The organism is Halomonas jincaotanensis, assembly GCF_018448785.1.
In the GTDB taxonomy this organism is placed as follows: Bacteria; Pseudomonadota; Gammaproteobacteria; order Pseudomonadales; family Halomonadaceae; genus Halomonas; species Halomonas jincaotanensis.
On record NZ_JAHCLU010000003.1, the window covers coordinates 226,659 to 252,297 of the forward strand.

Annotated in this window: 21 protein-coding genes; 11 read left to right on the top strand and 10 right to left on the bottom strand. The window is 63.4% G+C overall.

Annotated elements, in window-relative coordinates; translation table 11 throughout:
- Window positions 1-14 precede the first annotated feature (14 nt).
- Both KG088_RS04315 and KG088_RS04320 read right to left on the bottom strand, forming a co-directional pair.
- Window positions 15-632 (bottom strand): TIGR04282 family arsenosugar biosynthesis glycosyltransferase, encoded by a 618-nt coding sequence (locus tag KG088_RS04315; RefSeq protein ID WP_213824263.1) that lies wholly within the window; start codon window positions 630-632, stop codon window positions 15-17.
- Window positions 622-1,311 (bottom strand): TIGR04283 family arsenosugar biosynthesis glycosyltransferase, encoded by a 690-nt coding sequence (locus KG088_RS04320; RefSeq protein WP_213824264.1) that lies wholly within the window; start codon window positions 1,309-1,311, stop codon window positions 622-624. Before KG088_RS04320 ends, KG088_RS04315 begins: the two co-directional genes overlap by 11 nt.
- Window positions 1,312-1,454: 143 nt before the next feature.
- Between KG088_RS04320 and KG088_RS04325 the strand changes: the two genes are divergently transcribed.
- Both KG088_RS04325 and KG088_RS04330 read left to right on the top strand, forming a co-directional pair.
- Complete coding sequence (locus KG088_RS04325; RefSeq protein ID WP_213824265.1) at window positions 1,455-1,922, top strand: DUF302 domain-containing protein; 468 nt, start codon at window positions 1,455-1,457, stop codon at window positions 1,920-1,922.
- Between the two features lie 311 nt (window positions 1,923-2,233).
- Window positions 2,234-4,039: a DUF748 domain-containing protein gene (locus KG088_RS04330; RefSeq protein WP_213824266.1), complete on the top strand. Its 1,806-nt coding sequence runs from the start codon at window positions 2,234-2,236 to the stop codon at window positions 4,037-4,039.
- 41 nt (window positions 4,040-4,080) lie between these two features.
- On the opposite strand, the gene KG088_RS04335 is transcribed toward KG088_RS04330, so the two are convergent.
- From KG088_RS04335 to KG088_RS04360, 6 genes are all read right to left on the bottom strand, one after another.
- Window positions 4,081-6,255 carry an EAL domain-containing protein gene (locus KG088_RS04335; RefSeq protein ID WP_213824267.1) on the bottom strand — a complete coding sequence of 725 codons (2,175 nt, stop codon included), beginning with the start codon at window positions 6,253-6,255 and terminating at the stop codon, window positions 4,081-4,083.
- Window positions 6,245-8,722, bottom strand: coding sequence for a PAS domain S-box protein (locus tag KG088_RS04340; protein ID WP_213824268.1), 2,478 nt, complete (start codon window positions 8,720-8,722; stop codon window positions 6,245-6,247). The genes KG088_RS04335 and KG088_RS04340 overlap by 11 nt, the downstream gene beginning before the upstream one ends.
- 60 nt (window positions 8,723-8,782) lie before the next feature.
- Window positions 8,783-9,418 (bottom strand): ATP-binding cassette domain-containing protein, encoded by a 636-nt coding sequence (locus KG088_RS04345; RefSeq protein ID WP_213824269.1) that lies wholly within the window; start codon window positions 9,416-9,418, stop codon window positions 8,783-8,785.
- Window positions 9,415-11,094 carry an ABC transporter permease gene (locus KG088_RS04350; protein ID WP_213824415.1) on the bottom strand — a complete coding sequence of 560 codons (1,680 nt, stop codon included), beginning with the start codon at window positions 11,092-11,094 and terminating at the stop codon, window positions 9,415-9,417. The genes KG088_RS04345 and KG088_RS04350 overlap by 4 nt, the downstream gene beginning before the upstream one ends.
- Before the next feature lie 70 nt (window positions 11,095-11,164).
- Complete coding sequence (locus KG088_RS04355) at window positions 11,165-12,382, bottom strand: ABC transporter substrate-binding protein (RefSeq protein WP_213824270.1); 1,218 nt, start codon at window positions 12,380-12,382, stop codon at window positions 11,165-11,167.
- Window positions 12,383-12,423: 41 nt separating this feature from the next.
- Entirely contained in the window at window positions 12,424-13,524 is a 1,101-nt protein-coding gene (locus tag KG088_RS04360; protein WP_213824271.1) for an aminoglycoside phosphotransferase family protein, read from the bottom strand.
- Window positions 13,525-13,780: 256 nt separating this feature from the next.
- Between KG088_RS04360 and KG088_RS04365 the strand changes: the two genes are divergently transcribed.
- From KG088_RS04365 to KG088_RS04385, 5 genes are all read left to right on the top strand, one after another.
- A complete protein-coding gene (locus tag KG088_RS04365) occupies window positions 13,781-14,470 on the top strand; it encodes a hypothetical protein (protein ID WP_213824272.1) in 690 nt (229 codons plus the stop codon).
- A gap of 202 nt (window positions 14,471-14,672) precedes the next feature.
- Window positions 14,673-16,118 carry an NfeD family protein gene (locus KG088_RS04370; RefSeq protein ID WP_213824273.1) on the top strand — a complete coding sequence of 482 codons (1,446 nt, stop codon included), beginning with the start codon at window positions 14,673-14,675 and terminating at the stop codon, window positions 16,116-16,118.
- 75 nt (window positions 16,119-16,193) lie between these two features.
- A complete protein-coding gene (locus tag KG088_RS04375; protein WP_213824274.1) occupies window positions 16,194-16,997 on the top strand; it encodes a slipin family protein in 804 nt (267 codons plus the stop codon).
- Between the two features lie 380 nt (window positions 16,998-17,377).
- Window positions 17,378-18,868: a SulP family inorganic anion transporter gene (locus KG088_RS04380; protein WP_213824275.1), complete on the top strand. Its 1,491-nt coding sequence runs from the start codon at window positions 17,378-17,380 to the stop codon at window positions 18,866-18,868.
- 130 nt (window positions 18,869-18,998) lie between these two features.
- Window positions 18,999-19,853 carry a universal stress protein gene (locus tag KG088_RS04385; RefSeq protein ID WP_213824276.1) on the top strand — a complete coding sequence of 285 codons (855 nt, stop codon included), beginning with the start codon at window positions 18,999-19,001 and terminating at the stop codon, window positions 19,851-19,853.
- A gap of 5 nt (window positions 19,854-19,858) precedes the next feature.
- Here KG088_RS04385 and KG088_RS04390 read toward each other — a convergent pair whose 3' ends face one another.
- Window positions 19,859-21,052, bottom strand: coding sequence for an MFS transporter (locus KG088_RS04390; protein ID WP_213824277.1), 1,194 nt, complete (start codon window positions 21,050-21,052; stop codon window positions 19,859-19,861).
- A 119-nt stretch (window positions 21,053-21,171) separates the two neighbouring features.
- Here KG088_RS04390 and KG088_RS04395 point away from each other — a divergent pair, with 119 nt between their 5' ends.
- The gene (locus KG088_RS04395; protein ID WP_250148060.1) at window positions 21,172-21,516 is read left to right on the top strand and encodes a TraR/DksA family transcriptional regulator; all 345 of its coding nucleotides are present in this window, start codon (window positions 21,172-21,174) and stop codon (window positions 21,514-21,516) included.
- 17 nt (window positions 21,517-21,533) lie between these two features.
- Here the strand turns inward: KG088_RS04395 and KG088_RS04400 are convergent, their stop codons facing one another.
- Complete coding sequence (locus tag KG088_RS04400; protein WP_213824278.1) at window positions 21,534-22,397, bottom strand: MurR/RpiR family transcriptional regulator; 864 nt, start codon at window positions 22,395-22,397, stop codon at window positions 21,534-21,536.
- A 228-nt stretch (window positions 22,398-22,625) separates the two neighbouring features.
- Here KG088_RS04400 and zwf point away from each other — a divergent pair, with 228 nt between their 5' ends.
- From zwf to KG088_RS04415, 3 genes are read left to right on the top strand one after another with little or no spacing between them, the layout of a single operon-like run.
- Window positions 22,626-24,122 (top strand): glucose-6-phosphate dehydrogenase, encoded by a 1,497-nt coding sequence (gene zwf, locus KG088_RS04405; RefSeq protein ID WP_213824279.1) that lies wholly within the window; start codon window positions 22,626-22,628, stop codon window positions 24,120-24,122.
- A 34-nt stretch (window positions 24,123-24,156) separates the two neighbouring features.
- The gene (pgl, locus tag KG088_RS04410; RefSeq protein WP_213824280.1) at window positions 24,157-24,825 is read left to right on the top strand and encodes a 6-phosphogluconolactonase; all 669 of its coding nucleotides are present in this window, start codon (window positions 24,157-24,159) and stop codon (window positions 24,823-24,825) included.
- A gap of 49 nt (window positions 24,826-24,874) precedes the next feature.
- Window positions 24,875-25,537 (top strand): bifunctional 4-hydroxy-2-oxoglutarate aldolase/2-dehydro-3-deoxy-phosphogluconate aldolase, encoded by a 663-nt coding sequence (locus tag KG088_RS04415; protein ID WP_213824281.1) that lies wholly within the window; start codon window positions 24,875-24,877, stop codon window positions 25,535-25,537.
- Window positions 25,538-25,639: the final 102 nt, after the last annotated feature.

The window sequence follows — 25,639 nt, forward strand, 5'->3', positions numbered from 1 at the left end:
CCTCCGGTAATGGGTTATCGGTCGATGTCGGCGAGGCGCGAAAGGTCTTCCGGACGGTCGACGTCCCATACCACGGCCGGGCAGGCAAGCTGCCAGTCTAGCGCGGCGACGCGCCATCGGGTCTGTACCATCACCCGGTCCGTACCCCAGTCGATGCCCGCGAACAGCCGCGCCTCGGGGCGGTTCAGGCCGACCAGGGCAAACCCGCCATCCTCGGCCGGCAGAAAGACGGCATCCACCGACGCCAGCTCGGTCTGGCAGCGTCGTAGCAGGGCCGGGGTGAGTGCCGGGCAGTCGCTGCCGATCAACAGCCCCGGTTCGCCCATGGCCAGCAGGGCATGATGCATTCGTCCTCCCAGGTCGACCTCGGGTTGGGCGCGAAGGGTGATGCCGTGTCGGTCGGCGAGCGCCAGGAACAGCGGATGGACATGGTCCAGTGCCGTCCACAGGGTGATGCAGCGAGGCGATGTCGTCGCCAAGGCAACTTCCAGTGTCTGTCGCAGCAATCTTTCATGAAGCCGGCAGGCGCCCTCCGCCCCCAGGGTCGGTATCAATCGAGTCTTGACCATGCCCGGTATCGGCGCCTTGGCGAGTATCGCCAGTGGCAGGTCGTCGCGGGCGTCAGCGCACATGGCGATACTCCCTTGCCAAGATATCGGCACTGACCCCGCGCCAGTATCGATAACGAAGTCGCCACATGAGGCGGATCGTGCGCCAGACACCGTTGCGCTCCCAGCGTCGTCCCGAGCTCGTCACCTTCGCGCGCAGGCAGGCCGGCGGCGACAGTCGTTTGAGTCGGCGCGACATCTCGATGTCCTCCATCAAGGGCTGGGCGGGGAAGCCGCCCACGGCCTCGAAGGCCTCGCGGGTCATGAACATCGCCTGGTCGCCGGTGGCGATGCCGGTGAGCCGCGAGCGCAGGTTCATGGCGGGGGCGATCATCGACAACAGCGGATGGTGCCCGCTCAGTCGCACGTCGAAGCGTCCCCAGCAGCGCTCGCCAGCGAGGGCCTTGGCGACGAAATTCACGGCGTGTGCCGGCAGACGGGTATCGGCATGCAGAAACAGCAGGTGACCGCCGTCGCTAGCCTCCCCCCCGGCGTTCATCTGGCGCGCCCGGCCCCGCGGCGCCGAGAGGCACTGGCAGGCCTGCTCCCCGGCGATGGTCAGGGTGGCGTCGCGACTGCCGCCGTCGACAAGCACCACCTCGGCGCCGGCAACGCGCAAGGGGGCCAGGCTTGCCAGCAGCTCAGGGAGCTGGTCAGCCTCATCGAGTACCGGGATGATCACGTCGAGCCGCGGTGGTGACATGTCGATGTGGACCTTGGCTATGGGTCATCAGGTTTGAGTCGTCGTCCAGGAGCCCACCTTACAGGCGTTACTCAGGCGTTCCCCTTTGCGCGATCGGCTTCCATGCATGATGCTGATTAATACATACACAGGGAGATTTGATCATGCATACGTTCCGCCTTCTTCTGAGTGCCCTGGCGATAGGGACGCTGCTGGCCGTGCCTCAAGCGTTGCTTGCACAATCCTCGGGCATCGAGTCCCTTACCAGTCAGCATGACATCGATCAGGTCGACGAGCGGCTGCGAGCCGCACTGGACGATCGCGGCATGACCCTGGTCACGGTAATCGACCACGCGGCCAATGCCAGCAAGGTAGACCTGTCACTGCCACCCACACGGACTTTCGTGTTCGGCAATCCCGAGGTGGGCACCCCGATGATGCAGTGCCAGGGCAGCCTGGCCCTCGACCTGCCGCAGAAGATGGTCATCCGCGAGACGGACGAAGGCACCCGGCTGGAGTGGAACCATCCCGACTACCTCGCCGAGCGTCATGGGTTGGGCGACTGTGAGCTGCCGCTCGACAAGGTGGCCGGGGCACTCGAGAGCATCGCGACCGAGGCGGCCGACGACTGAGCGTATCCTTTATCTTCTTACAACCGAATATATCCTTGAATTCAGGGGGATTCAGAACGGAGGCCGTAAGGAGGGCGCTAACCGCTATAGTCTTACCACCCGCATGATTTGACCCGAGGCCGACATGACTCGTCCCCGTCAGGCATCCAGCCGGGCGGGGACGTTCTTGTGGTGTCCACGTGCACAAGGGTGTACAGGGGAGCATGGCCATGATGGCTCGGCTGAGTCGCTGCGCGACCCCCACAAGCTGCATTGGTCAGGATGGCCATCCTTTGTCATGCTGAAGCTTACCGCACTTTCGGGAGCGCGACATGATGAGGGATCATCAACAGGCGCCGCGTCACGCACGCAGGCTGAGGAAAGCCTGGTGGCTGGTGCCGCTCGCATTGGCGGTTTTGGTCGTGATCGCCTGGCTATGGGCGCTGCCCTGGTACATCGAGAAGCGCCTCGTCGAGACGTACTCGTCGATGACCGGTCGCGATGTCACCATCGAAGACGTCGCTCTCGACCCCCTCAACGCAGGCGTGACCCTCAGGGGGGTCAGCCTTGCCGGCGAAGAACAAACCCCGGTTTTCTCCAGTGAGCGAATCGAGGCGGAAATCGAGTGGTCGTCGCTGTGGTCGCCGGGATGGCAGCTCGACAGTCTGGCCATCCAGACTCCCCGCCTGCAGCTGATCTGGCTGAGCGGTGGTGAATTGAACCTGGTCCAGCTGCTCGGGGGCGAGGGCGGCGATGGCCAGGCGTCGACGCCGATTCGCATACGGCAGATCCAGGTCAGCGAGGGTCGCCTCGACTGGATCGATCGGCGCATGGGCGAGCCGATAACGCTCACGTTCGAGCAGGTCCAGCTCGATGCCCGGGGCTATGACAGCACCACGGAAGAGCCCTTCACCCTCCAGGGCCAGGCGGATTGGAACGGCGGCAGCCTGTCCGGCGAGGGTGACATGGGCTTTTCACCGTGGCGGGTGGATGCTGAGCTGAGCGCCGAACAGGTGCCCCTGGGCACGTTATCGGACTATCTCGCGCTTGTGATACGCGCCCGTGTCAATGAAGGCTCGCTGGCGGCCCAGTTGAGAGTGCAGGCGGGCGCGGCCAGCGATACCGGCACGCGCGTAACCGGCAGCGCTGAACTGAGCGAGCCGGAAATGCTGGCCCCCGACGTCGATGAGCCGATGGCCTCGGCCAACCAGATGGTGATCGAGGGGCTGGTATTCGAGAGTGGCCAGCCTCAACTGCAGGCCGAGCAGGTCAGTTTGCGAGAGCCCTGGATCGACGTGGTGATCGATGAGCAACTCGAGACCAACCTGACGGCATGGCGTCCCCCGGAGCAGGAAGACGATGTTTCCCAGGAGGGCGATGCTACGGACGATTCGTCAATGCAGTATTCCTTGGCCACGCTCGCGATCGAGGATGGCGCCGTCGCGTTCGCCGACCGGCATCTGCCGCAGCCGTTTCGCATCGACTTCTCCGCACTGCAGGGGGAGTGGAACAACATCTCTTCAGCGCAGGAGGGGGGCGGTCAGCTCGCCTTGCGGGGCGAGGTCTCCGATGGCTCGCCGATGCGCGTCGAGGGCGCCTTCGACCCGTTGGGTGATGCCATGCAGGGCAACCTCAACCTGCATTTCGAGAGTCTGGCGCTGACCACCTTTGCCCCTTATGTGCGGGAGTTCAGCGGCTACGAGGTTGAACAGGGCCAGGTGACGCTGGATCTCGACTATCGTCTCGAAGACGGCCAGATGCAGACCCATAATCACGTGTTGCTGCGGCGGCTGGAACTCGGCGAGCAGGTCGACGATTCGGTGACCGAGCTGCCGATCAGGGCCCTGGTAGGTGCCCTGCAGGGAGATGATGGCGTCATCGAACTCGAGATTCCCATGAGCTTTCCGCTGGACGATCCTTCCTCCGTCGATTTCGGTGGTATTGCCGGCCAGGCGATTCGTGAAGTGCTGGAAAACTTACTTAACTCGCCTATCGAGACGTTGTCGGAAACATTGGACGCGCGTGAAGATGGAAACGAAGGCGCTCAGAACGATGCTCGACAGGATGATAGTGAGCAGAACGAGGATCAGGATGAGGGCGGCGCGGCTATCTACGAACGGGCCAGGACCCCTATGTGAACGGAGCTGGAAAGGTTCATTCCCCTTTTCAGCCAAGGGACTCAGTCGGCCTCGACCCTGCTATGGCACTGCCAGGCCGCTTCCAGACGCTGCTCAAAGGGGCCTTCATCAGGCGACAGCTCTGCTACCCGGATGCTGGGTGAGAGACTGGCGAGATCGGGAGCCTGGTTGTCATTGCTGCACACGACGGCCTGGCGTAGTCGCTCGGCGATGCCTCGTGCCGCCTCGAGATTGCCCCCCATCAACAGGGCGGTGACTTCGGTGGCGCGATAGCGGCCGGCGAGGTCGGCTTCCTCGGCCACCTCCGTCATCAGGTGGGCCAGGTCCCTCAACTGGCGGTCGCCACAGTCACGGCCGAAGCGCTTGTTGATGGCGGGGAGCTCTTCAAGCCTCGCCGACACCAAGGCCATGGGTAGCCCGACCCGCCGACATAGCTGACAGGCCGCTTCGGCCTGTTCGCGAAAAGTGGCGTGGTCGAGGAGCCCGGTTTGGAGGTCATTGCCGTCCGACGAGGCGCGCGCGAGTTCGTTCTCGACCATGCTGGCCAGGTCGTCGAGGAGCTCGGCATCCCCTTCCCTGAAGTCTCGAGGCGAGGTGTCGACCAGACAGAGGGTGCCGACCTTCTCGCCGCCGCGCAGGTAGAGTGGCCGCCCGGCGTAGAAGCGGATGTAGGGAGAGCCAATTACGCCTGGATAGTCACGGAAGAGGAAGTGAGCATGGGTATCGGGAACCACCATCAGCTCATCGCGCTCCAGTGTCTTGTGGCAGAAGGCGATGTCACGAGGCGTCTCCGTCACATCAAAACCCTGTCGAGACTTGAACCATTGGCGATCACGATCCAGCAGACTGATCAGCACGGTGGAGACGCCGAACAGTCGTCGCGCCAGCCGCGTGAGGCGGTCGAAGCGCGCCTCGGCGGGTGTGTCCAGCAGACCTAGGCTCGACAGCGCCGCCAGTCTGCGTTCCTCGCGCTCCGCCTCACGGGTGATAAACCAGCCGAGGACCTTATCCGGTGGTAGGGGTCGCGAAATCAGGTAGCCCTGGGCCAGATCGCATTTCAGCCCGTCGAGATAGTCCAGCGACTCCTGGTCCTCGACGCCCTCGGCCGTGGTATTCAGGCCCAGGCTGTGGCCGAGCTCCACCACCGAGCGGATCACCGCGCGGGACTCCTCCGACTGGGTGGCTGTCATCACGAAACGCTTGTCGACCTTGAGCTCCGAGAAGGGTAGGCGCACCAGTTGCACCATCGAGGAGTAGCCGGTGCCAAAGTCGTCGATCGAGAGCTGGAAGCCTTGCAGGCGCAACCGGGTCAAGGTATCCAGCGAGGTGGTGGCGTCCTGCATGGCGCTGGTCTCGGTGAGTTCGAGCACGATGCGCTGGGGGGCGATGCCCCGCTCGCGACAAAGCAGCAGGATGGCGTCGAACAGGGCGCCGTTGCCCAGGGAGCGAGCGGAGATGTTCAAGGATAGATGAACGTCCTGAAGGACATTTTGCCCGACACGCCGCGCGGTATCGCTCGAGGAGATTTCGGCCAGCCAGTCGAGCGCCTTTTCCGTCACTTGCCGGGTGAGACGATCGATCAAGCCATTCGCCTCGGCCAGGGGAATGAAGATGTCTGGGGAGATATGGCCCAGTTGGGGGTGCTGCCAACGGGCCAGTGCCTCGAAACCTACAATCGTGCCGGTACGGCAGCGTACCTTGGGTTGGTAGGCCATTTGGATCTGGCAAAGGGTCAACGCCTGTTCCAGGTCCTCGACGCTGGCGCCCCGGGATGGGTATCGCTCGCCTGGCGAGGCGGCGATAGGGTTCATCTCCACTTCTATGGCCTTGTGGAGGAGCTCGCGAAGGCTGGCGGCGGAGAAGGGCTTGGCAATGACGCCAACGATGTCCAGGCCGTGCTCGCTTGCCGAGCGTGCGGCGGCATCCAGTACTCGACTTCCCACGCCGCTGGTGATGATTAGCCGGGCCTGACAGCCACACCTGGCCAGTTCGGCCATCACCTCCACGCCGTCCATTTCCGGCATGATCAGATCGATAGCCAGGATATCGGGCTGCCACGCCGTTACCTGTTCGAAAAAGGCTGTCGGCGAGGTGATGTTTTGTGCATCGAATCCAGCGAAATCGGCGATACGCGCAATGGTCTCGCCAGTCATCGCCTCGTCGTCGAGGATCAGCAGACGTGGTGGCTTTACCTTTCCGGGTGGGTCAATCCTCATCCAGGGTCTCTCTGATCGTTCTCAGCAGGGTAATAGGGCGATAGGGCTTGCCGAGGAAGCGGACGCCCTCGTCGAGTCTGCCGTTGTGGGCGATGGCATTCTCGGTATAGCCAGAAGTGAAGACCACCTTGAGGAGGGGCCTGAGCTTGTGGGCGGCGATGGCCAGATCTCTTCCGGTCATGCCCCCTGGCATCATCACGTCGGTAAAAAGAAGATCGATGGGGGAGTCATCGGCGAGGATCACCAGGGCGCTGGGTCCATCCTTCGCCTGTCGCACACCATACCCGGCCGCCTCGAGTTGTGCCACGACAAACTCCCTGACCGTGTCATCGTCCTCGACCACCAGCAGGCTCTCGTCGCCCTCCAGGTTTGTCTCTTCCCTTGGCGTAGGCTTGGGATCCGCGGGGGCTTGCCGAATACGCGGGAGGTAGAGCTTAATGGTGGTGCCTTCGCCCTCTTCGGAGTAGAGGTTGACATGCCCGTCGGACTGCTTGAGGAAGCCGAAGACCATGCTCAGCCCCAGCCCCGTCCCCTTGCCCTTCTCCTTGGTAGTGAAGAACGGCTCAAAAACACGTTCCCGGATGGCCTGCGGGATACCCGTGCCGGTATCGCTGACGGCAATGCAGACATAGTCACCCGGTATCAACTCCAGATAATCGTTGGCGTACTGCGCCGAGAGCGACACGTTGCGGGTCTCGATGGTCAGTTGCCCACCATCTGGCATCGCATCCCGGGCGTTGATGGAGAGATTAAGGACCGCGCTCTCGAGCTGAGAGGGGTCGATGTTGGCCGACCAGAGACCGTGACCCGGATGGAAGCTCAGCTCGATCTGCTCCCCCATGGTGCGTCGCAGCAGCTCGATCAGCCCGCGAATAAGACGATTGATATCGGTGGGTACTGGCGCCAGTGCCTGGCGACGGGCGAAGGCGAGGAGACGCTGGGTCAGGTCGGCGCCCCGCTGGGCGCTGTCGGCGACGGCCTGAATGAGGGGAGCCAGTCTGGGGTCGTCCGCCAGTGCCTCGCTGAGCAGGTCGGCGTTGCCCATCACCACGGTCAGCAGGTTGTTGAAGTCATGGGCCATGCCCCCGGTCAAATGGCCGATGGCCTCCATGCGATGCGCCTCCTGAAGCTGAGCTTCGAGGCGTTTTTTCTCGGTGATGGTGCGAAAGTAGACCGCCAGCCCCTCCTCTCCAGGGTACGCATTGACTTCGAACCATTGGTCCAGGGGAGAGTAATAGAAGGTGAAGTGCTCTGACTCACCGGTCTCGGCGGCGTGATGATAGCAGGTCCAGGCTTCGCTCTCCCGGGCCTCGGGAAATTCATTCCAGACGTTGCGTCCCAGGAGTTCGTCGGCGGATCGTTCCAGCACATGTTCCGCCTGGTGATTGAGATAGGAGAAACGCCAGTCCTTATCGAGCAGAAAGAAAGCGTCGCTCATGTTCTCGAGGCTTCGGGTCAGCCGTTGAGCAAGTGACAGCTGCCTCGCTTCTGCCTCGCGCTGGGCGGTGATGTCCTCGATCACGGCGACCAGGCTGACGATGATGCCGTGCATGTCGCGCTGGGCAGAGACACTGTTCCGGCACCAGAGAACGTCGCCCTGATAATTCAGCAGGCGTTTCTCGATGATGAAGCTGTTCGTCTCGCCGGCCAGCAACGGCTTCAACTTATCGAGATTGGCCTGCCTGTCCTCGGGATGAGTGAGGGAAAGGATATCGGTGGACCTCAGGGCCTCCTCGGAATAACCGAGCATGTCGCAGAAGGCCCGGTTCGCATACAGGAAGCGGCCTTTGGTGTCGGCCTGCACGATCCCGGTGGCGGCCTCGGCGAAGAGGCGACGCCAGCGCTCTTCGCTGCTGCGATGGCGTTCGAGAAGGGTCTTGAGCTCCCGAGCGCGGGCGATCAGCTCCATATTCATGGGCTCGATGGCCTGCGATCCATGCAGGTAGTCGGTGACATCCTCGGTACGGTGCAGGATCAGCGACAGCTGTCGTTGCTCATCGAAGACCGGGACATTGATCGGGCTCCAGAAGCGCTCCTCGAAGTGGCCCGTCTCAGGGTCGGGGATCGGATAGCGCAGGACGGGCATGATGTCGGGTTGGCCATAGCGCTTGACGCGCTCGAGCGAGGCGCTGAGTTCCTCGACACCCCCGGCATTCGATTGGTCGGGCGTTACCGGGAAGACGTCGAACAGCTGGCGACCGATGATGGCATCGCGGTCGGTATAGGTCGCCTTAAGATAGGCATCGCTGACCCCGACAATCCGGTAGTCGTCGGCGGTCAACACCAGATAGAGCCCCGGGGCGGATTCGAAGATGGTGCGAAACTGCGACTTGAGGGCTTGTTCGCGGACCAGCAGCTCGCGATTGCGCCGCTCCGCGGCGTCGCGTTCGGCGTCGTCGTGCAGACTGAGCAGCTCATGGGCCTGCTGAGGAGATGAGTGGCCACTTTTACCGGAATTCTCGGGCATAATTTAGTGTTCCGTGATCTTTTGGCCTGTCCGCCACTATTGCCCATCGGATGCCCTGGATCAATGGGCCAGATCGATGATCCGTCCGCCGGCGTCCTCGGCGTCTTCGCGGTCGTGGGTGACCAGGAGGCTGGGCAGGCCGGCCTCGCGCAGGCGGTCGAACACCAGCTGGCGCATCTCGTGGCGCAGGTGGGTGTCGAGCTTCGAGAAGGGTTCGTCGAGCAGCACCGCGCTGGGGGCCGACAGCAGCAGGCGCATCAGCGCCACCCGGGCTTTCTGTCCGCCGGAGAGGGTGGCCGGGTCGCGATCACCGAAGCCGGCAAGGCCAATGTTGGCCAGCGCCTGCTCGACCCGAGCGGCCTTGTCGGGGGTGGCCCGAGGCATGCCGAAACGCAGGTTGCCGGCCACCGAGAGGTGGGGAAAGAGCAGCGGGTCCTGGAACAGCAGGCCGATGCCGCGTCGCTCGGCCGGCAGGGCGCTGATATCACGACCGTCCAGCCGTACCTGGCCCGTGGCCCGGAAGGTTGGTGCCAGGAAGCCGGCGAGATAGGCGAGCAAGGTCGACTTGCCCGAGCCCGAAGGGCCCATGACCGTTAAGACCTCGCCGGGGCCGATGCGGGCCTCGAGTTCCACCAGCGCCTGGCCGTCCAGGCTGATGCAAATGTCACGGAGGTCGAGACGATGGGGAATGGTCATGGGACTCCCTGCATGCCGCGGCGATTCGCCCATAGCAACTTGGGCAGGCCGATCGCGATGATGAAACCCGCCAGTGGCAGACAGGCCTGGACCAATGCCCAGACACCGATCACTCGGCGGTTGCCGCCGGCGGCCAATGATACCGCCTCGGTGGTAACAGTGGTCACGCGTCCGGCCCCCAGCAGTTGGGTGGGCAGGTACTGGCCGATGCTCACCGCCAGCCCCACGGCCATCGCGGTGAGCATTGGCGCCAGCAGCATCGGCAGCCGCACGCGCCAGAAGAGCGTATTGCGCGTGGCCCCCAGCGTCAGCGCCAGCTGTGACCAGCGTGGGTCGAAGCGCCGGTACGCCTCCGAGAGCGAGAGGAACACATAGGGCAGCACGAACAGCAGGTGGCCGAAGACGATCAGGGCGTGGGTCGGTCGGGTGCCGAGCTGTTCCATCACCACCACCAGGCCGAACAAAAAAGCGATCTGCGGGACGATGAGCGGCAGGTAAAGCAGCCACAGCGCCCGCGAGGGGTGTCGGCCGGTGCGCTGCTCGTTTTCCAGCGCCCCCAGGGCCAGGGTAGTGGCGAGCAGCGTCGAGACCACGGCGATCAGCGCCGTCGAGGCCATCGGCCCGGCGAGCGAGGGCAGCGCCTGAACCCAGTGGCTGGCCGTGAAGCTGCCCGGCAGGGCATCGGGAAATCGCCAGAAGCCGGCCACGGAGTTGATTGCCAGGCCACCGATACCGACGAAGGCGATTGCCGTTGCCAGCAGGATCCACAGCTTGCCGGCGATGCGCAGCCCCGTCTCGCCCTGACGCCGTCCGCCGCGCGCGATCCAGCCGCCCATCAGCCTGGCCACGAGTCGCTCCAGCCCCCACCAGATCGCCAGCGCCGTGGCGGTGACGCCGAGTTGCAGGATCGCCCCGGCCGAGGCCATGAATCGCATGTCCAGATCGGGATCGCTGAACCAGGCAAGTATCGAGACGGAAAGCGTGGGTGGCAGGGTGGGGCCGAGGATCATCGCCACATCCACCACCGACGATGCGTAGGCGATGACCGCGAATACCGGCAAGCGAATCAGCGGATAGAGCGACGGCGCGACGACCTTCCACCAGGCAAGCGTCGGGCGGTAGCCCAGCGAGCGGGCCATCGCCACGCGGCGTTCGGGGTCGAGCTGGGGCAGGGCCGCAAGACTCATCAACAGCAGGAAGGGAATCTCCTTGATTACCAGCCCCGCGATCAAGGACAGCCCCCAGGGGTCCTGGACGATCAGCAGGTCCGGTGGCTGCTCCCAGCCGGTCAGACCCGGCGAGGCCAACCTCGCGATCAGCCCCGAGGGGGCGATCAGGAAGGCCAGCCCGAAGGCCGCAGCGGCATGCGGGATGGAGAGCAGCGGCGATACCAACCGCCGCACCCAGCGATCGAGCCGGCTGCCGGTCACAGCGGCCAGGTAGAGCAATACCACTGCCAGCGACACGGCGGTGGCGACGAGTCCACTGGCGAGACTGACTGCGACCGAGCGACAGATTCCCGGCTCGGCGAACAGCGCCCGCCAGGGGGCGAGCGTCGGGCTCTCTCCACCCAGCGCCGGCAGGTAACCGAAGGCCGGCAGCAACGCCATGACCAGGCCGGCCAGGATCGGCGCAACCAGCAGGATGACGAGCAGCACGGGGGCCAGGCGCAGCATCATTCAGTGCGCCTCGGCTCGAAGGCGCCTTGTATCTTGGGCGTCTTGGCTTGGGCGCAGGCCCTCGCCATCACTTGCCGACGTAGCGGGCCTGCCAGGCGTCCTGCAGGGCCGTCATCCAGCTGGGGTGCGGCTCGGGCAGCGTCCGTTGCAGCGCATCGGCCGGCAGCATCGCCGGGTTGTCCTGATCCAGCGCGAAGAGGGCTTGGCTCTCGTCGTCGAGGCGGCCGACTTCTAGCACGGTATGGTCGCCCCAGACGGCGAGGTCCTGCTTGTGCGCCTGGGCCTCGGGCGAGAGCAAAAAGTCGGCTACCGCCATGGCGCCGGCCTTGTGGGGCGAGTTGTAGGGAATCGCCACGAAGTGCACGTTGCCCAGTGTACCGCCGTCCGGCACGTAGCTGCGCGTGCTGGGTGGCAGCTCGTAGTCGGCCACCGCCGCGGCCGGCTCCGACGGGGTGAAGGTGAAGGCCAGCGCCAGTTCGCCGTCGCCCATCAGGCTGCGCATCTCGGGGCCAGTGGCGGGAAACTGGCGACCACTGCGCCACAGGTGGGGATGAAGCGCGTCCAGGTAGTCCCACAGCGGGGCGGTGACGGCCGCGAAGTCGCTCTCCCCGACCGGGGCGTAAAGCGCCTCGTCCTCGTCGGTCAGCGCGATCAGGGCCTGCTTGAGAAATGTGCTGCCAGTGAAGTCGGGAATCCGCGGGTAGGTGAAGCGTCCGGGGTTGGCCTCGGCCCAATCGAGCAGTTCGACGATGCTGGCAGGTGGCGTGTCGACCGTCTCGCTGTCGTAGTAGAAAGTGATCTGCGCACGGCCCCAAGGGGATTCGTAGCCCTCGGTGGGCAGGGTGAAGTCGGTGACGACCTCGGGGTTGTGCTCGGGGTGAGTGAGCGCGAAGTTCGGCAGCGCCTCGGCGAAGGGGCCGAACAGCAGGTCGTTGTCCTTCATGGTGGCGAAGTTCTCGCCGTTGATCCAGATCAGGTCGACATTGCCCTCGTCGTGGTTGCCGGCCTGCTTCTCGGCCAGTACGCGGGAGACCGCCTCGGCGGTGTCGCCGATCTTGACATGGGTGAGCTCGATATCGAACTGCTCGTCGACCCGCTTGGCCACCCAGTCGATATAGTCGTTGGTGCGTTGCTCGCCGGCCCAGGCATACCAGTAGACCGTCTGGCCGCGGGCTTCGTCGAGTACGGCCTCCCAATCGGCCGGGTCGGGAGCGGCCTGCAAGCCCGTGGTGGTGAGCAGCAGTGCCGGCAGGGCGTCGGCGAGCCTGGATGAAAAAGCGCGCATCGCGGGTTTCCTTCTTCGTAAGCGAATATTCAATGAGTTGGTCATCGAGGAATATCAACGGCGAGGGCACTTGCCAGCGCGCGAAACTCCTCGCGGACATGCTCGATGGCGGCCACGGAAAGATAATGGTCGACCCGGTTGCGGACATGGGCGATCAGCGCTTTATCGCTCAACTCGGTGGACCAGTCCTCGCCGCGGGCATGGGCATCCTGGGCGCGAAGATGACTGACTCGCCACTTCGCGCACCAGGTCAGCGACCAGAGCCACATGGCTCGCCGGCACGCCAGTAGCGTGGCGGCATCGCCCGCGAAGCCGCTCGCGGCGATCCAGTGCCGATAGAAGGCCGCCACTTCGGCGGCAGTCAGCACCGCCCGACTGTGAATGTCCCAGGTAGTGGAGGTATACAGGCTGGCATGGGCCAGGTCGAAGCCGGGCAGGCCGTAGCGACACTTCTCCAGATCCACCAGCACCGCACGCCCGGACTCGGTGATCAGGAAGTTGCCGGGATGGGCATCGAAGCTGATCAATCGCGGCTCGGCGTCAGGCCCGGGAGGCAGTCGCTCGGGCAGGGCGTCCAGTTCGGCCTCGATAAGTCGATAGGCCACGATGGCAAGCTCGGCCTGATCGAGGAAGCTGGCCTGATCCCTCACCTCCCCAAGCATCGCCACCCATGGATCGGCCGGCGACAGCAACGGCGGGCGCGCCTCGGCGCCTGGCACGTCGAGCACGTGGAAGCTGGCCAGCGCCTCGGCGATGGCGGGCAGGTCGTCCGGCAATCGCGCCTGGTGGCCACGGATGGCGCTGACCAGCAGTCCGCCACGCGGTAACGCCGGGCCAGGCGGAAGGATGCCGTGCAGGGAAGGGGCATGGCCGCCCTGACTGGCACGCTCGAAGCAAGCCGCCTGATAGTCGAGGTTGGCGGCGGGGTCGAGCCGCATCTGGCTCTGCTTGGGCAGTCTTGCCACCCAGTCGATCTGTTCGCGCGCAAGCCACACATGGTGATGGGCCAGGCCCGTATCGGCCATCGGATGCAGCGCACGGATCTCCGCGTCATGACCCGCCCGGGCCAGGGCCATGGCAAGCGGACGACACAGGTCCTTTAGGGCTTGCGACGGTGCAGGGCGGGCGGCGGTATCCGGCATGAGGTTCCTCGTTGTATGAGCTGACGACCCTTCTTGGTCGCACGCGGCGTGAATTCCTTACATTGCCAAGGCGTGACCTTGCCAATGGCGCGAGCCGAATCGTCACATGCCGAGCGATTGGTATCGCAACGTGTTGTAAGCCCTCTTCGCTCTGGCCGACAGAAAAGAGACCGCCGAGGTAAAGCGGAATGACAAGGCGGAATAACAAGAGCCATCCCGATCCCATCGGAACGGGATCACCACGGAGGTAGAAATCATGTCACAGCATGACGAGAAACGCCGCAAGCTCCTGGGCAGCCTGAATCGAAAACTTGCCTATTCGGCGCCCCTGCTCGCCCTGGTGGCCGGCGGGGCCATCCTGCAGGCCACGGCAAGCGACTCTTCGACGCAGATAGAAATGGCGCCCGTGCTCGAGACATCGCTGTTGCTGGCCAGCAACCACGCCGAAGCCGAGGCGCAGGGCGAAGCTGAGGCAGAAGCGGAAGGAGAAGCCCAGGCTGAAGGAGAAGCGGACGGAGAAGGAGAAGCGGAGGGAGAGGCGGAAGCCGAGGGCGGCCCGAACGCCGCGGTGGCAAGACCCGATGATTACTCACCAGGCTACAGCGAGAGCGGTGACAATCCCGAGGAGATGCTGGGGCGTGGCAAAGCGCTTTATTCCGACACCACCTTGAGCACCAATGGCCTGTCCTGCGCGACCTGTCATGGCAGCGAGGGTCGGGATACCGGGTACAACGCGACCTTCCAGCAGCCCTTTCCTCATCAGGTGGCGATGGCCGATAACCAGTTCGGCATGCCGGAAGTCCATGTCGACGAGATGATCCAAGTCTGCATGGTCGCACCGATGTCGGCCGAGCCGTTGGAATGGGGCAGCGAGGAGCTGACCTCCCTGGCCGCCTACATGGTGGAGGTACAGAAACGCTTTGCCGGCGAGCCGCATGATCTTTGACGCAGTGTCCTTGAAGCACAGCCCTTGAGGCAGGACTTGCGAGCTGTGCGCCTGCTCACCCTTGCGGCCGCAGGCGGTTGCTGCATTCGGGACCACTGCCTAGGCTGATATCGGCAGTGACTGAACCACTGTGCACTGTCAAGACTCTCAGGGACAGCAGCCGCAGGGTGGGCACGTAATGAGGTATCCATGTCGCAGGGGCATGACCGGGCGAGTTTTGATACTGGCAAGTCTGCTGTGCCTGGCGCTCGGGACGTTTCTGGCTTGGCAGGCCCAGGCGCAGCAGGAGGAGCGGCTGGCGCTGGTCATGACGGTCGACGATGCCATCGGTCCCGCCATCAGCGATTACTTCACTCGCGGTCTGGCTTTGGCTGAAGAACGCGAGGCGGAAATTGTGATCGTGGCGATGGATACGCCAGGGGGGCTGGATGCCTCCATGCGTGACATGATCAGTGCCATACTCTCCTCGCCCGTGCCGGTCGCCATTTATGTCTCGCCGGCAGGCGCTCGGGCGGCCAGCGCCGGTACCTACCTGCTGTATGCCAGCCATGTGGCGGCGATGGCGCCCGCCACTCATTTGGGATCCGCCACCCCGGTGCAGATGGGCGGGGGTGGCCTGCCGGGAGCCGAGGAGGACCAGGATGGAGGCGGGGCCGATGACGGGCAGCCGCCTGCCCAGGACAGTGAAGCGCAAGACAGCGAAGCGGATGCGGAAGCGGGCGGAGATGAAGCAGAGCAGGCAGATCCTCCGCGTCGAGGCGAAACCGCTATGGAGCGCAAGGTGCTCGAAGATGCCGTGGCCTATATTCGCTCGTTGGCCCAACGCCATGATCGCAATGCCGACTGGGCCGAGCAGGCCGTTCGTGAGGCGGTCAACCTCACCGCTCGGGAAGCGCTTGAGCAAGACGTCATCGATGTCGTTGCTCGTGACGTTGACGATTTACTGAGCCAGATTGACGGGCGCAGTGTGGTAATGGATCAGGGCGAACGGACACTGGCAACGGCCGAGCTGACCATCGAGCGTCTCGATCCGGACTGGCGCACCAAGCTGCTGGCAGTCATCACCAATCCCAACGTGGCCTATTTCCTGATGATCATCGGGTTCTACGGGCTGATCTTCGAGCTGTCCAGTCCCGGGAGCCTGATTCCCGGCACCATCGGCATCATCTGTCTATTGCTAGCGCTTTTCGCTTTTCAGTTGCTGCCGATCAACTACGCCGGTCTGGCGTTGATTCTGGTGGGGCTTGGGCTGATTGTGGGCGAGGCGTTGATGCCCAGTTTCGGGATACTGGGCATCGGCGGTATCGTCGCCTTCGTGATCGGATCGGTGATTCTGATGGATGCAGAGAACTTGCGTATCTCGTTGCCCATGATTGCGGGGATCGCGCTGCTGTCGGCGGGGCTAATGCTGTGGGTCGTGACTCGCTTCATGGGGCTTCGGCGGCGGCCGGCGAAGACGGGGCAGGAAGAGATGGTGGGGAGCGAGGCCACGGCGGCGGAGGCGTTCGAGGAGCAGGGTCACGTGCGTCTGTTGGGCGAGCGCTGGAACGCCAGGAGCAGTGAACCGCTGCGCAAGGGTCAGGTGGTTAGGGTGACGGCGGTCGACGGGCTGACCCTGGTCGTCGAACCGTTCGACAAGGCGCACTGAGAAATGACTCGGCCCGGTCAATGAATCCCGAATACCGGCGTTGCCACTGGACGCCACCTCAAAGGAGAGCAAGCCATGTGGATTTCCTATCTCGTACCGATCGTCCTGCTGGTAATGCTGATTGCGGCCTCGATCCGCATCCTGCCCGAATACAAGCGCGGCGTGGTGTTCTTTCTCGGTCGCTTCCAGTCCGTGAAGGGGCCTGGCCTGATCATCATCATTCCCGGGATCCAGAAGATGGAGGTGGTCGATCTGCGCGTGATCACCATGGACGTGCCCGAGCAGGACGTCATCTCGCGAGACAACGTCACCGTCAAGGTCAATGCGGTGCTCTATTTCCGCGTCGTCGACCCGGAGAAGGCCATCATCCAGGTCGAGCACTTCACCAATGCCACCAGCCAACTGGCTCAGACCACACTGCGCTCGGTGCTCGGCAAGCACGATCTGGACGAAATGCTCTCCGAGCGCGACAAGCTCAACAATGACATCCAGGAGATCATCGACGCCTCGGCAGAAAGCTGGGGCATCAAGGTTGCCAACGTCGAGATCAAGCATGTCGATCTTGACGAGAGCATGATCCGCGCCATCGCCCGCCAAGCCGAGGCCGAGCGTGAGCGGCGGGCCAAAGTGATACACGCCGAGGGCGAGCTGCAAGCCTCGAAGAAGCTCGTCGAGGCCGCCAATGTGATGTCTGAGAATTCCGCCGCGCTGCAGTTACGCTATTTGCAGACTATGAGCGACATGAGCAACAAGAATGCCTCCACGATTGTCTTCCCGCTGCCCATGGATATTATGGAAGCCTTTAAGCATATGAAGGCTTCCTCCGCATCCCGAGATCGCGCCGACCCAGCCGCGCCAGGCAACCGCGACGCCTCCTGACGTTTGCTCTTGCTGGTCACGTCCGTCCGGTCGTGACCCTTGGGATGCAACAAGGCCCAGGGGTGCAGGGTTTCGGCGACTCTGCTAGACTCCTGCGCTGATTGTGGGCTTAAACCTTCGTCTACCCCAAGCCCCACCCCAAAGAGCAAGAAGAGAAACGACCGATCGTGATGACCCCCCTGACAGTACTGGCCACGCCGCCCTAGCGCTACACCCCCTTCCTCCGGCGATGCCACCGTCATCGGTGCGCCTTCGCTTGGCATCACGCTGATGCCTCAGGCGCCTCTGTGCGCCATTATTCGCCCTGCATTGCCCATGACACGCCGTCGGCGACCGCACCCTCCCGCGTGTCTCTTCACCCTCCCTGACTGGATCTCAGCATGTACGAAAAAATGAAACTGAGTTGGTTCTCCAACCTCAAGGGCGACACCCTGGCGGGCATCGTCGTGGCGCTGGCGCTGATTCCCGAGGCCATCGCCTTCTCGATCATCGCCGGCGTTGATCCTAAAGTCGGTCTCTACGCCTCTTTTGCGATCTGTGTGATCATCGCCTTCACCGGGGGGCGTTCGGGCATGATCTCCGCGGCGACCGGGGCGATGGCGCTGCTGATGATCACTCTGGTCAAGGAACACGGACTCGAGTATCTGCTGGCGGCCACTCTGCTCACTGGGGTGCTGCAGATCGTCGCCGGTTACCTGCGCCTGGCGGATTTGATGCGCTTCGTCTCCCGCTCAGTGGTCACCGGTTTCGTCAATGCCCTGGCGATCCTGATTTTCATGGCCCAGCTACCGGAGCTGACCGGGGTGACCTGGCACGTCTATGCCATGACCCTTGCTGGCCTGGGTATCATCTACCTGTTCCCGTATGTACCGATGATCGGCAAGGCGATTCCTTCGCCGCTGGTCTGCATCGTGGTGCTCACCGCCGTCTACCTGGTTACCGGCATGGAGATCCGCAGCGTCGGCGACATGGGCGAGTTGCCGGACAGCCTGCCGATCTTCCTGTGGCCGGACGTGCCGCTCAATCTCGAGACCCTGATGATCATCCTGCCCTACGCGCTGATGCTCACCGTGGTTGGCCTGCTGGAATCGATGATGACCGCCACCATCATCGATGATCTAACCGATACCAAGAGCGACAAGAACCACGAGTGCAAGGGCCAGGGCATCGCCAACATCGGCTCAGGTCTAATCGGCGGCATGGCGGGTTGCGCGATGATCGGTCAGTCGGTGATCAACATCAAATCCGGTGGCCGGCGCCGCCTGTCGACGCTCATGGCGGGTGTGGTGCTGTTGCTGATGGTGGTCTTTCTGGCCGACTGGGTCTCGCAGATACCCATGGCGGCCTTGGTGGCGGTGATGATCATGGTGGCGATCGGTACCTTCAGCTGGTCGTCGTTGCGCGATGTGAAGAAGCATCCGTTGTCGTCCAACATCGTCATGGTCGCCACCGTGGTGGTCACGGTGGGGACGCATAACCTCGCCATCGGTGTCTTCGTCGGCGTGCTGCTTGCCGCGATGTTCTTCGCCAACAAGGTCGGCAACATTCTCTATATCGGCTCCGAGGAGGCTGAAGACGGCGCCCATCGTATTTACAAGGTCGTGGGACAAGTGTTCTTCGCCTCTTCCGAGCGGTTCGGCGAGGCCTTTGACTTCAAGGAAACGGTCGAAAACGTCACCATCGACCTGTCGCGTGCCCACTTCTGGGACATTACCGCTGTCCAGACCCTGGACCGCGTGGTGATCAAGTTCCGCCGCGAAGGGACCGAGGTGGAACTGATCGGGCTTAACGAGGCCAGTGCCACCATCGTCGACCGTTATGCCGTACATGACGACCCGGCGGCCGTCGAAAAACTGATGGGTGGCCATTAAGCGACGAACTGCCACGCCCCTCGTGCCTTTTCCCCTGTGCCGGGAAGGCTCGATGATGTAGAACATCGAAAGCTTTCGGGTTCGCCGCGTGCGCCCGTTGTGACATGACGCCAGCTCAGGAAACGACAAGATGACAGATCAGGTAATGGCCGCCATCGACGGCTCGCAATTCTCCGAGGGCGTGTCTGACTACGCCGCCTGGGCCAGCCAGGCACTGGATGCTCCGCTGACCCTTCTGCATGTGGTGGATAACCATCCGCAGACCGCCGAGGCGGATCTTTCCGGCAATATCGGCCTGGGCTCCCGCGAGCACCTGCTCGAAGAGCTGTCCCAGCTGGACGAGCAGCGCGCCAAGGTGGCGCAGGAGCAGGGCCGGCTGATGCTCAAGGCGGCCAAGGAACGGGCGATGGAGAAGGGCGTGGCCGACCCCGCCACGCGCCAGCGCAACGGCACGCTGGTGGAGACCCTGGAGGAACTCGAGAGCGAGATTCGTCTGCTGGTGGTAGGCAAGCATAGCCAGATGACGCCACAAGACAGTGACTATCTCGGCTACAACCTGGAGCGGGTGGTGCGTACCCTGCACCGGCCGATCCTGATGGTGTCCGAGGCATTCAAGACGCCGCAAAAGGTGATGATTGCCTTCGACGGCAGCAAGACCACCCGCAAGGGGGTGGAAATGATGGCCAAGAGTCCGCTGTTCAATGGAATTCCTTGTCACGTGGTGATCGTCGGTGGTGACACCGGCGACAACCGTTCCCAGCTTGACTGGGCGCTCAAGACCCTGCGTGACGCCGGCCATGAAGCCGAAGGAGCGATTCGCGCCGGAGAGGTCGAGGAGACCCTGCGTCGCTATCAGGAAGAGAACGGCATCGACCTGCTGGTGATGGGCGCCTATGGCCATTCGCGGATTCGTCACCTGCTGGTCGGCAGCACCACCACCACGATGCTGCGCAAGGCGAGCGTGCCGGTGCTGCTGCTTCGCTGATCGTGCTAGACGCCTCTAACCTTGGGGCTCGCCAGTACGCCCTGGGCCAGTCCCCAGCCAGTGACGAGCAAGACCAGCATGCCGGTGAGTATCAGCGTGAAGTCGGCGCCCAGGTCCAGTGCGATCCCGAGCAGGGCGGGGGCGAGGCCCGTCGCGAACACCATGCAGGCACTAAGTGTGGCGCGCAGGGTGCCGAGGTGTTCAGCGCCCCACAGTTTGACCAGCAGACTGGTGGCGATGGACTCCTGAGAACCGATCGCCAGCCCACCACCCAACATCAGTGCCCAGACACCGAGATTGCCTCCCACGGTGAGCGCGAGGACCAGTGCCAGCGCGAAGGGCAGCAGGTAGCACTGCGCCATGCGTACCGGACCCAGGCGATCGACCCACCGACCGCCGAGCAGGGCGCCGGGGAGCTTGGCCAGGCCCATGCCGGTCAGGGCCAGCGCATAGACACCGAGAGAACTTCCCAGGTCCTCGGTCATGCGGGCCTGGTAGATGAAGAGCCCGGTCATGGTGATTGGCAGGATCATCAGCAGTGGCAGCAGTTGCCAGAAGCGCTTGTCGCGAAATGGACGCGGTCCATCGCGGCGTTGCCCGGGCTTCGGGCGCGTCCCCGGCGCCTTCGGCCAGGCTCCGCGCAGCAAGAGAAGAACCCACAACACGCCAAGGGTCAATGCGAACAGCCACCATAGTTCTCGCCAGCCGAGCCACACCAGCAGGGCGGCCATCACCGGGGGAAGCGTTATCTCCCCGAGCATGATGCCCATGCTGACCAGCCCCAGGGCCCGCCCGCGCATGTTGGTGAACTCCCGGCCCGCTAGAGTGTTGCCCAGGTGCGGCATCATTCCCTGACCACACAGACGTACCATGCCTAGTCCGAGCAGGGCGGTCCACCACCATGGCGAAAGCGTCAACAGCGCCATGCCGGTGAGCAGGCCTCCGAGTATCGCCAGAGCGAAACGGCGTGGCGGTACCCAGTCGATACTGGGGCCAACCCGCAGCACAATGAAACCGGCGATCAGCGTTACCACCGCATAGGCCGTGCCGAACTGGCCGGCGGAAAGCCCCAGCCGGGCCGAGATTGGAGCCTGGAAAAGGCCGATGAAGTAGCTCTGGCCAAGGCTGGAGGTGAACATCGCCAGAAAGGCGATACTCAGCAGGCCGCGATGATCGCGTATCAGGGTACGGTACCCCATGAGGCGCTCCGAAGGCGTGATAGTGGGTGGATGGCAAAATGAACCCGGCGGGATAGAGTCTGCCACGAAGGTATGATATCAGCTCGCCGGGCCGCGCAGGCTCGACGTACGGGAGGACAATGATGAATCATCCGGAGCTGGACATGCAGGCGACTCGCCAGCGTCTCTTTACCTTGAGAGCCGAGTTGCTCGAAGAGAGCGAATCGAGCCGTGAGTCACGCGACCCTGTCATGCTCGATCAGACCACGGTGGGGCGGTTGTCGCGCATGGACGCCCTGCAGGGGCAGGCGATGGCCAAGGCTGGGGAGGAGCGCCGCCAGTTGACACTAAAACGCATCACCGCCGCGTTGTCGCGCATCGAGCAGGAAGGTTACGGTGAATGTATTGACTGTGGCGAGTGGATCGGCCCCAAGCGTCTCGAGTGGGATCCCCTGGTGCTCAAGTGCATCAATTGCGCGAGCTGAGCCACTCACACTGAGCGTCAGAGCCGTTCCAGGGCCGGGTAGCGGGTCTCCAGCAGGCTGTCCTTGATTTTCTTGAGGTGCTCCAGGAAGTCCTCGCCACGACGCAGCGTCACACCAGTGGCCAGCACGTCAATCAGGGTCAGTTGAATCATCCTTGAGGTCATCGGCATGTAGTAGTCGGTGTCCTCGGGGGTATCGACTTCCAGGGTCTCGGTACACTCGCGAGCCAACGGTGAGCTTGGCGCCGTGATGCCCAGCACCACGGCGCCACTTTCACGGGCCAGGCGGGCGATGTCGACTAGCTCGCGGGTGCGCCCTGTCCAGGAGATCACCACCACCACATCGCCAGTGCGACAGGTCGAGGCCACCATGCGCTGCATCAGAACATCGATATAGGCGGTCACCGGCAGGTTAAAGCGGAAGAACTTGTGCTGGGCATCTTGGGCCACGGCACCGGAGGCGCCGAGTCCGAAGAAGTGGATCTGCTTGGCCTGGATCAGGTAATCCACCACACGTTCGATGCGTTGCGGATCAGCCTGGCGCCGTGCCTCGTCCAGCGCGGCGATGGTCGCACCGAAGATCTTTTGTGTGTAATCGGCGGCTTCGTCGTTGGGTTCCACGGCGCGACTCACGTAGGGCGTGCCGCCTGCCAGGCTCTGGGCCAGCTTGATCTTGAAATCGGGGTAGCCCTTGGCGAGGAAGTTGCGGCAAAACCGGTTCACCGTGGGTTCGCTCACAGAGGCGGCCTGAGCCAGCGTGGCAATGCTCATGCTGGTGGCAGCGGTCGGGTCGGTGAGGATGACGTCGGCGACCTTGCGCTCGGAGCGGTTGAGTTCCTCGAGGCGTTGGCGAATGCGATCGAGCAGGTCGTGACTGGCCATGTGACGTGCAATCTCCTTGAGGCGCTTCGAAGTATCAGTATCCAGGTAACCCAGGCAGGGGTGATGTGGTGATTTAACTACCTTATGCGGGTTATCGTAGCGTGGCGTCATACCCGATGCGAACACGGCAGTAGCGAGAAGGATTGTTTTTGTAAGTTTACAGAAATAACTTGCCAGTTTTGCGTCAATTGCGTATTTTTTTGCTAAGTTAACTAGGTGGGGGCGGATATGAGTCAAACCAGCCGGTCCAGTCAGGCGGTCAGTACGGAAATCGACCTAGCACTGTTCGGTGCACTCGGCGACCTTGCGCAGCGCAAGCTGTTTCCGGCGCTCTATCAGCTCGAACGCGAGGGTTTGCTCGACTCTCGCACGCGCCTGCTGGGGCTCGCCCGCCAGGACCTTGACCTCGACAGCTTCAAGACCAAGGTCAAGGCGACACTGAAGACCTACGTCAAAGCCGAGGACCTGGACCGTAGTGTTCTCGACGTCTTTCTGGCACGCCTCGATTATCGCCAACTCGACTTCACCAGCGAAGAGGGCTACGCCGCCATTCGCGATTGGCGGCAGGAGGGGCTAGGGCGGCCCATGGTGGTCTACCTGGCGGTGGGGGCGAGCCTCTATGGCGATATCTGCGCGCATCTGCAGGCCAGCGGCAGTCTCGACGAGTCGAGCCGCGTGGTGGTCGAGAAGCCCATCGGCTATGACCTGCCGTCCTCCAGCCGGGTCAATGATGCCATCGGTAGCGTCTTTCCCGAGTCGAGCATCTATCGCATCGACCACTACCTGGGCAAGGAGACGGTACAGAACCTGATCGCCCTGCGCTTCGCCAACCCGCTGTTCGGCACCCAGTGGAACCAGAACAACATTTCCCACGTGGAAATCACCGTCGCCGAGAAAGTCGGCATCGAAGGGCGCTGGGGCTACTTCGACCAGGCCGGACAGCTGCGTGACATGGTGCAGAATCATTTGCTGCAGCTAGTCTGCCTGATCGCCATGGACCCCCCGGCTAACCTCGACGCCGATGCGATCCGCGACGAGAAGGTCAAGGTGCTCAAGGCGCTGAAACCCTTTACCGACAACATGCTGGGGCGCGATGTGGTGCGTGGCCAGTACACCGCCGGCACCATCGACGGCAAGAGCGTGCCTGGCTACCTTGACGAGGAGGGCGCCAACACCGACAGCCATACCGAGACCTTCGTGGCAATGAAGACCGGAGTGGCCAACTGGCGCTGGGCCGGTGTGCCGTTCTACCTTAGAACAGGCAAGCGGATGCCCGAAAAGCTTTCACAGATCATCATCCACTTTCGCCAGCAGCCCCACTACATCTTCGATCCGGATCAGCGCGATCTGGCCGCCAACAAGCTGGTGATTCGCCTGCAGCCCGAGGAAGGCATGGCCCTGGAAGTGCTGACCAAGGACAGTGGACTGGACAAGGGCATGCGCCTGCGTCGCGGCCCCCTTCACCTGGATTTCAGCAGCGCCTTCCCCAAGACGCGCATTCCCGATGCCTATGAGCGGCTGTTGCTCGAGGTGATGAAGGGACGCCAATACCTCTTCGTGCGTCGCGACGAGATCGAGCATGCCTGGTATTGGTGTGACAGCCTGATTGCCGCCTGGCAAGACCGCGACGAAGCGCCACGGCGGTATCCGGCGGGTTCCTGGGGGCCAGTCGCCTCCATCGCCATGATCACCCAGGACGGCCGCAGCTGGTACGAGGATTATTGAAAGTGCGAGGATTATTGAAAATGAGAGAGCACCGATGAGCGATTCACCGCGCGACCAATTGGCCGCCCAGCTCGCCGAAGCGGTGGCCGAGGCCCTGCGACACGACCTGGACACACAGGAACGGGCCTTGTTGGTGGTGTCCGGCGGGTCAACGCCGGTGCCTTTCCTTCATGCCCTGTCGGCCGTCGAGCTGCCCTGGGAGCGGATCGACGTGACGCTCGCCGACGAACGCTGGGTGGCCGAGACAGCGTCGGACAGCAACGCCCGCCTGGTGCGTGAGCACCTGCTGCAGGGGCCTGCCACCAAGGCGACCTTCGTGTCACTGACCTCCTCGCATCCCACCCCTGAACAGGGTGCCACCGAGGTCGCCGCACGGCTTCGCCCCCTGGCCTGGCCGGCCAGCGTGGTGATTCTCGGCATGGGCGGCGATGGTCACACCGCCTCGCTGTTTCCCGACAGCCAAGAGTTGTCACTGGCACTGGCCACTGCCGAGCCGGTGGTCGCCGTGCGCACGCCCAGCCAGCCACAGCCGCGCATCACGCTCTCTGCCGACCGGCTGCATCAGGCGCGCCGTCATGTCCTGCACCTGACCGGCGAGGAAAAACGCAGCGTACTCGCCCGGGCGCTGACCGGTGATGACAGCCGCGAACTGCCCATCCGGGCCTTCCTGGCCTGCCCACTGGCCATCTACTGGGCCCCGTGATCTGATCCGGCGCTTGCGGTAATGCGCCTGAACGTCTGGAGAAACGAACATGACTATCGACAAGCAGCTACCATCCACCCGGACCACCGAGCTCGACAGCATCTGTCTCAAGGCCGAGGTGATTCCAGTACTGGCGATCGAACGTCTCGAGGATGCGGTACCACTGGCCAAGGCCCTGGTGGAGGGAGGCCTGACGGTGCTCGAGGTGACGTTAAGAACCGATTGCGCCCTCGAGGCGATCAAGCGCATGAAGGCGGCGCTACCCCACGCCAGCATCGGCGTGGGCACCGTGTTGACACCGGCCCAATATCGCCAGGCCGAGCAGGTCGGCGCCGACTTCGTGGTCACGCCGGGCACCACCGAGGCGCTATATCGCTATGGCGTCGAGAGCCCAGTGCCCATGTTGCCGGGCGTGGCCACGGTGTCCGAGCTGATGGTCGGCTGGCAGTATGGTTACCGGCGTTTCAAGTTCTTTCCCGCCGAGGCCAGCGGTGGCGTCAAGGCGTTGAAGTCCTTCGCCGGACCGATTCCCGAGGCGCGTTTCTGTCCTACCGGCGGAATCGGCGTCAATAACGCCGAGGACTACCTGGCCCTCAAAAACGTGATGTGCGTCGGCGGTTCCTGGCTGACGCCCAAGTCGCTGGTCGAGGCCGAGGACTGGAACGGCATTCGTCTGCTGGCCAAGGAGGCCGCGGACCGATTTCATCATTGAGCGGCGAGACGCTCAATGAGACACCGAGCTCTCTCGACAGCGGATGCTGTCTTTCCCCGGCCAGCGATGGCCGGGTTTTTTTTGCTAAAATGAAATAGTTAG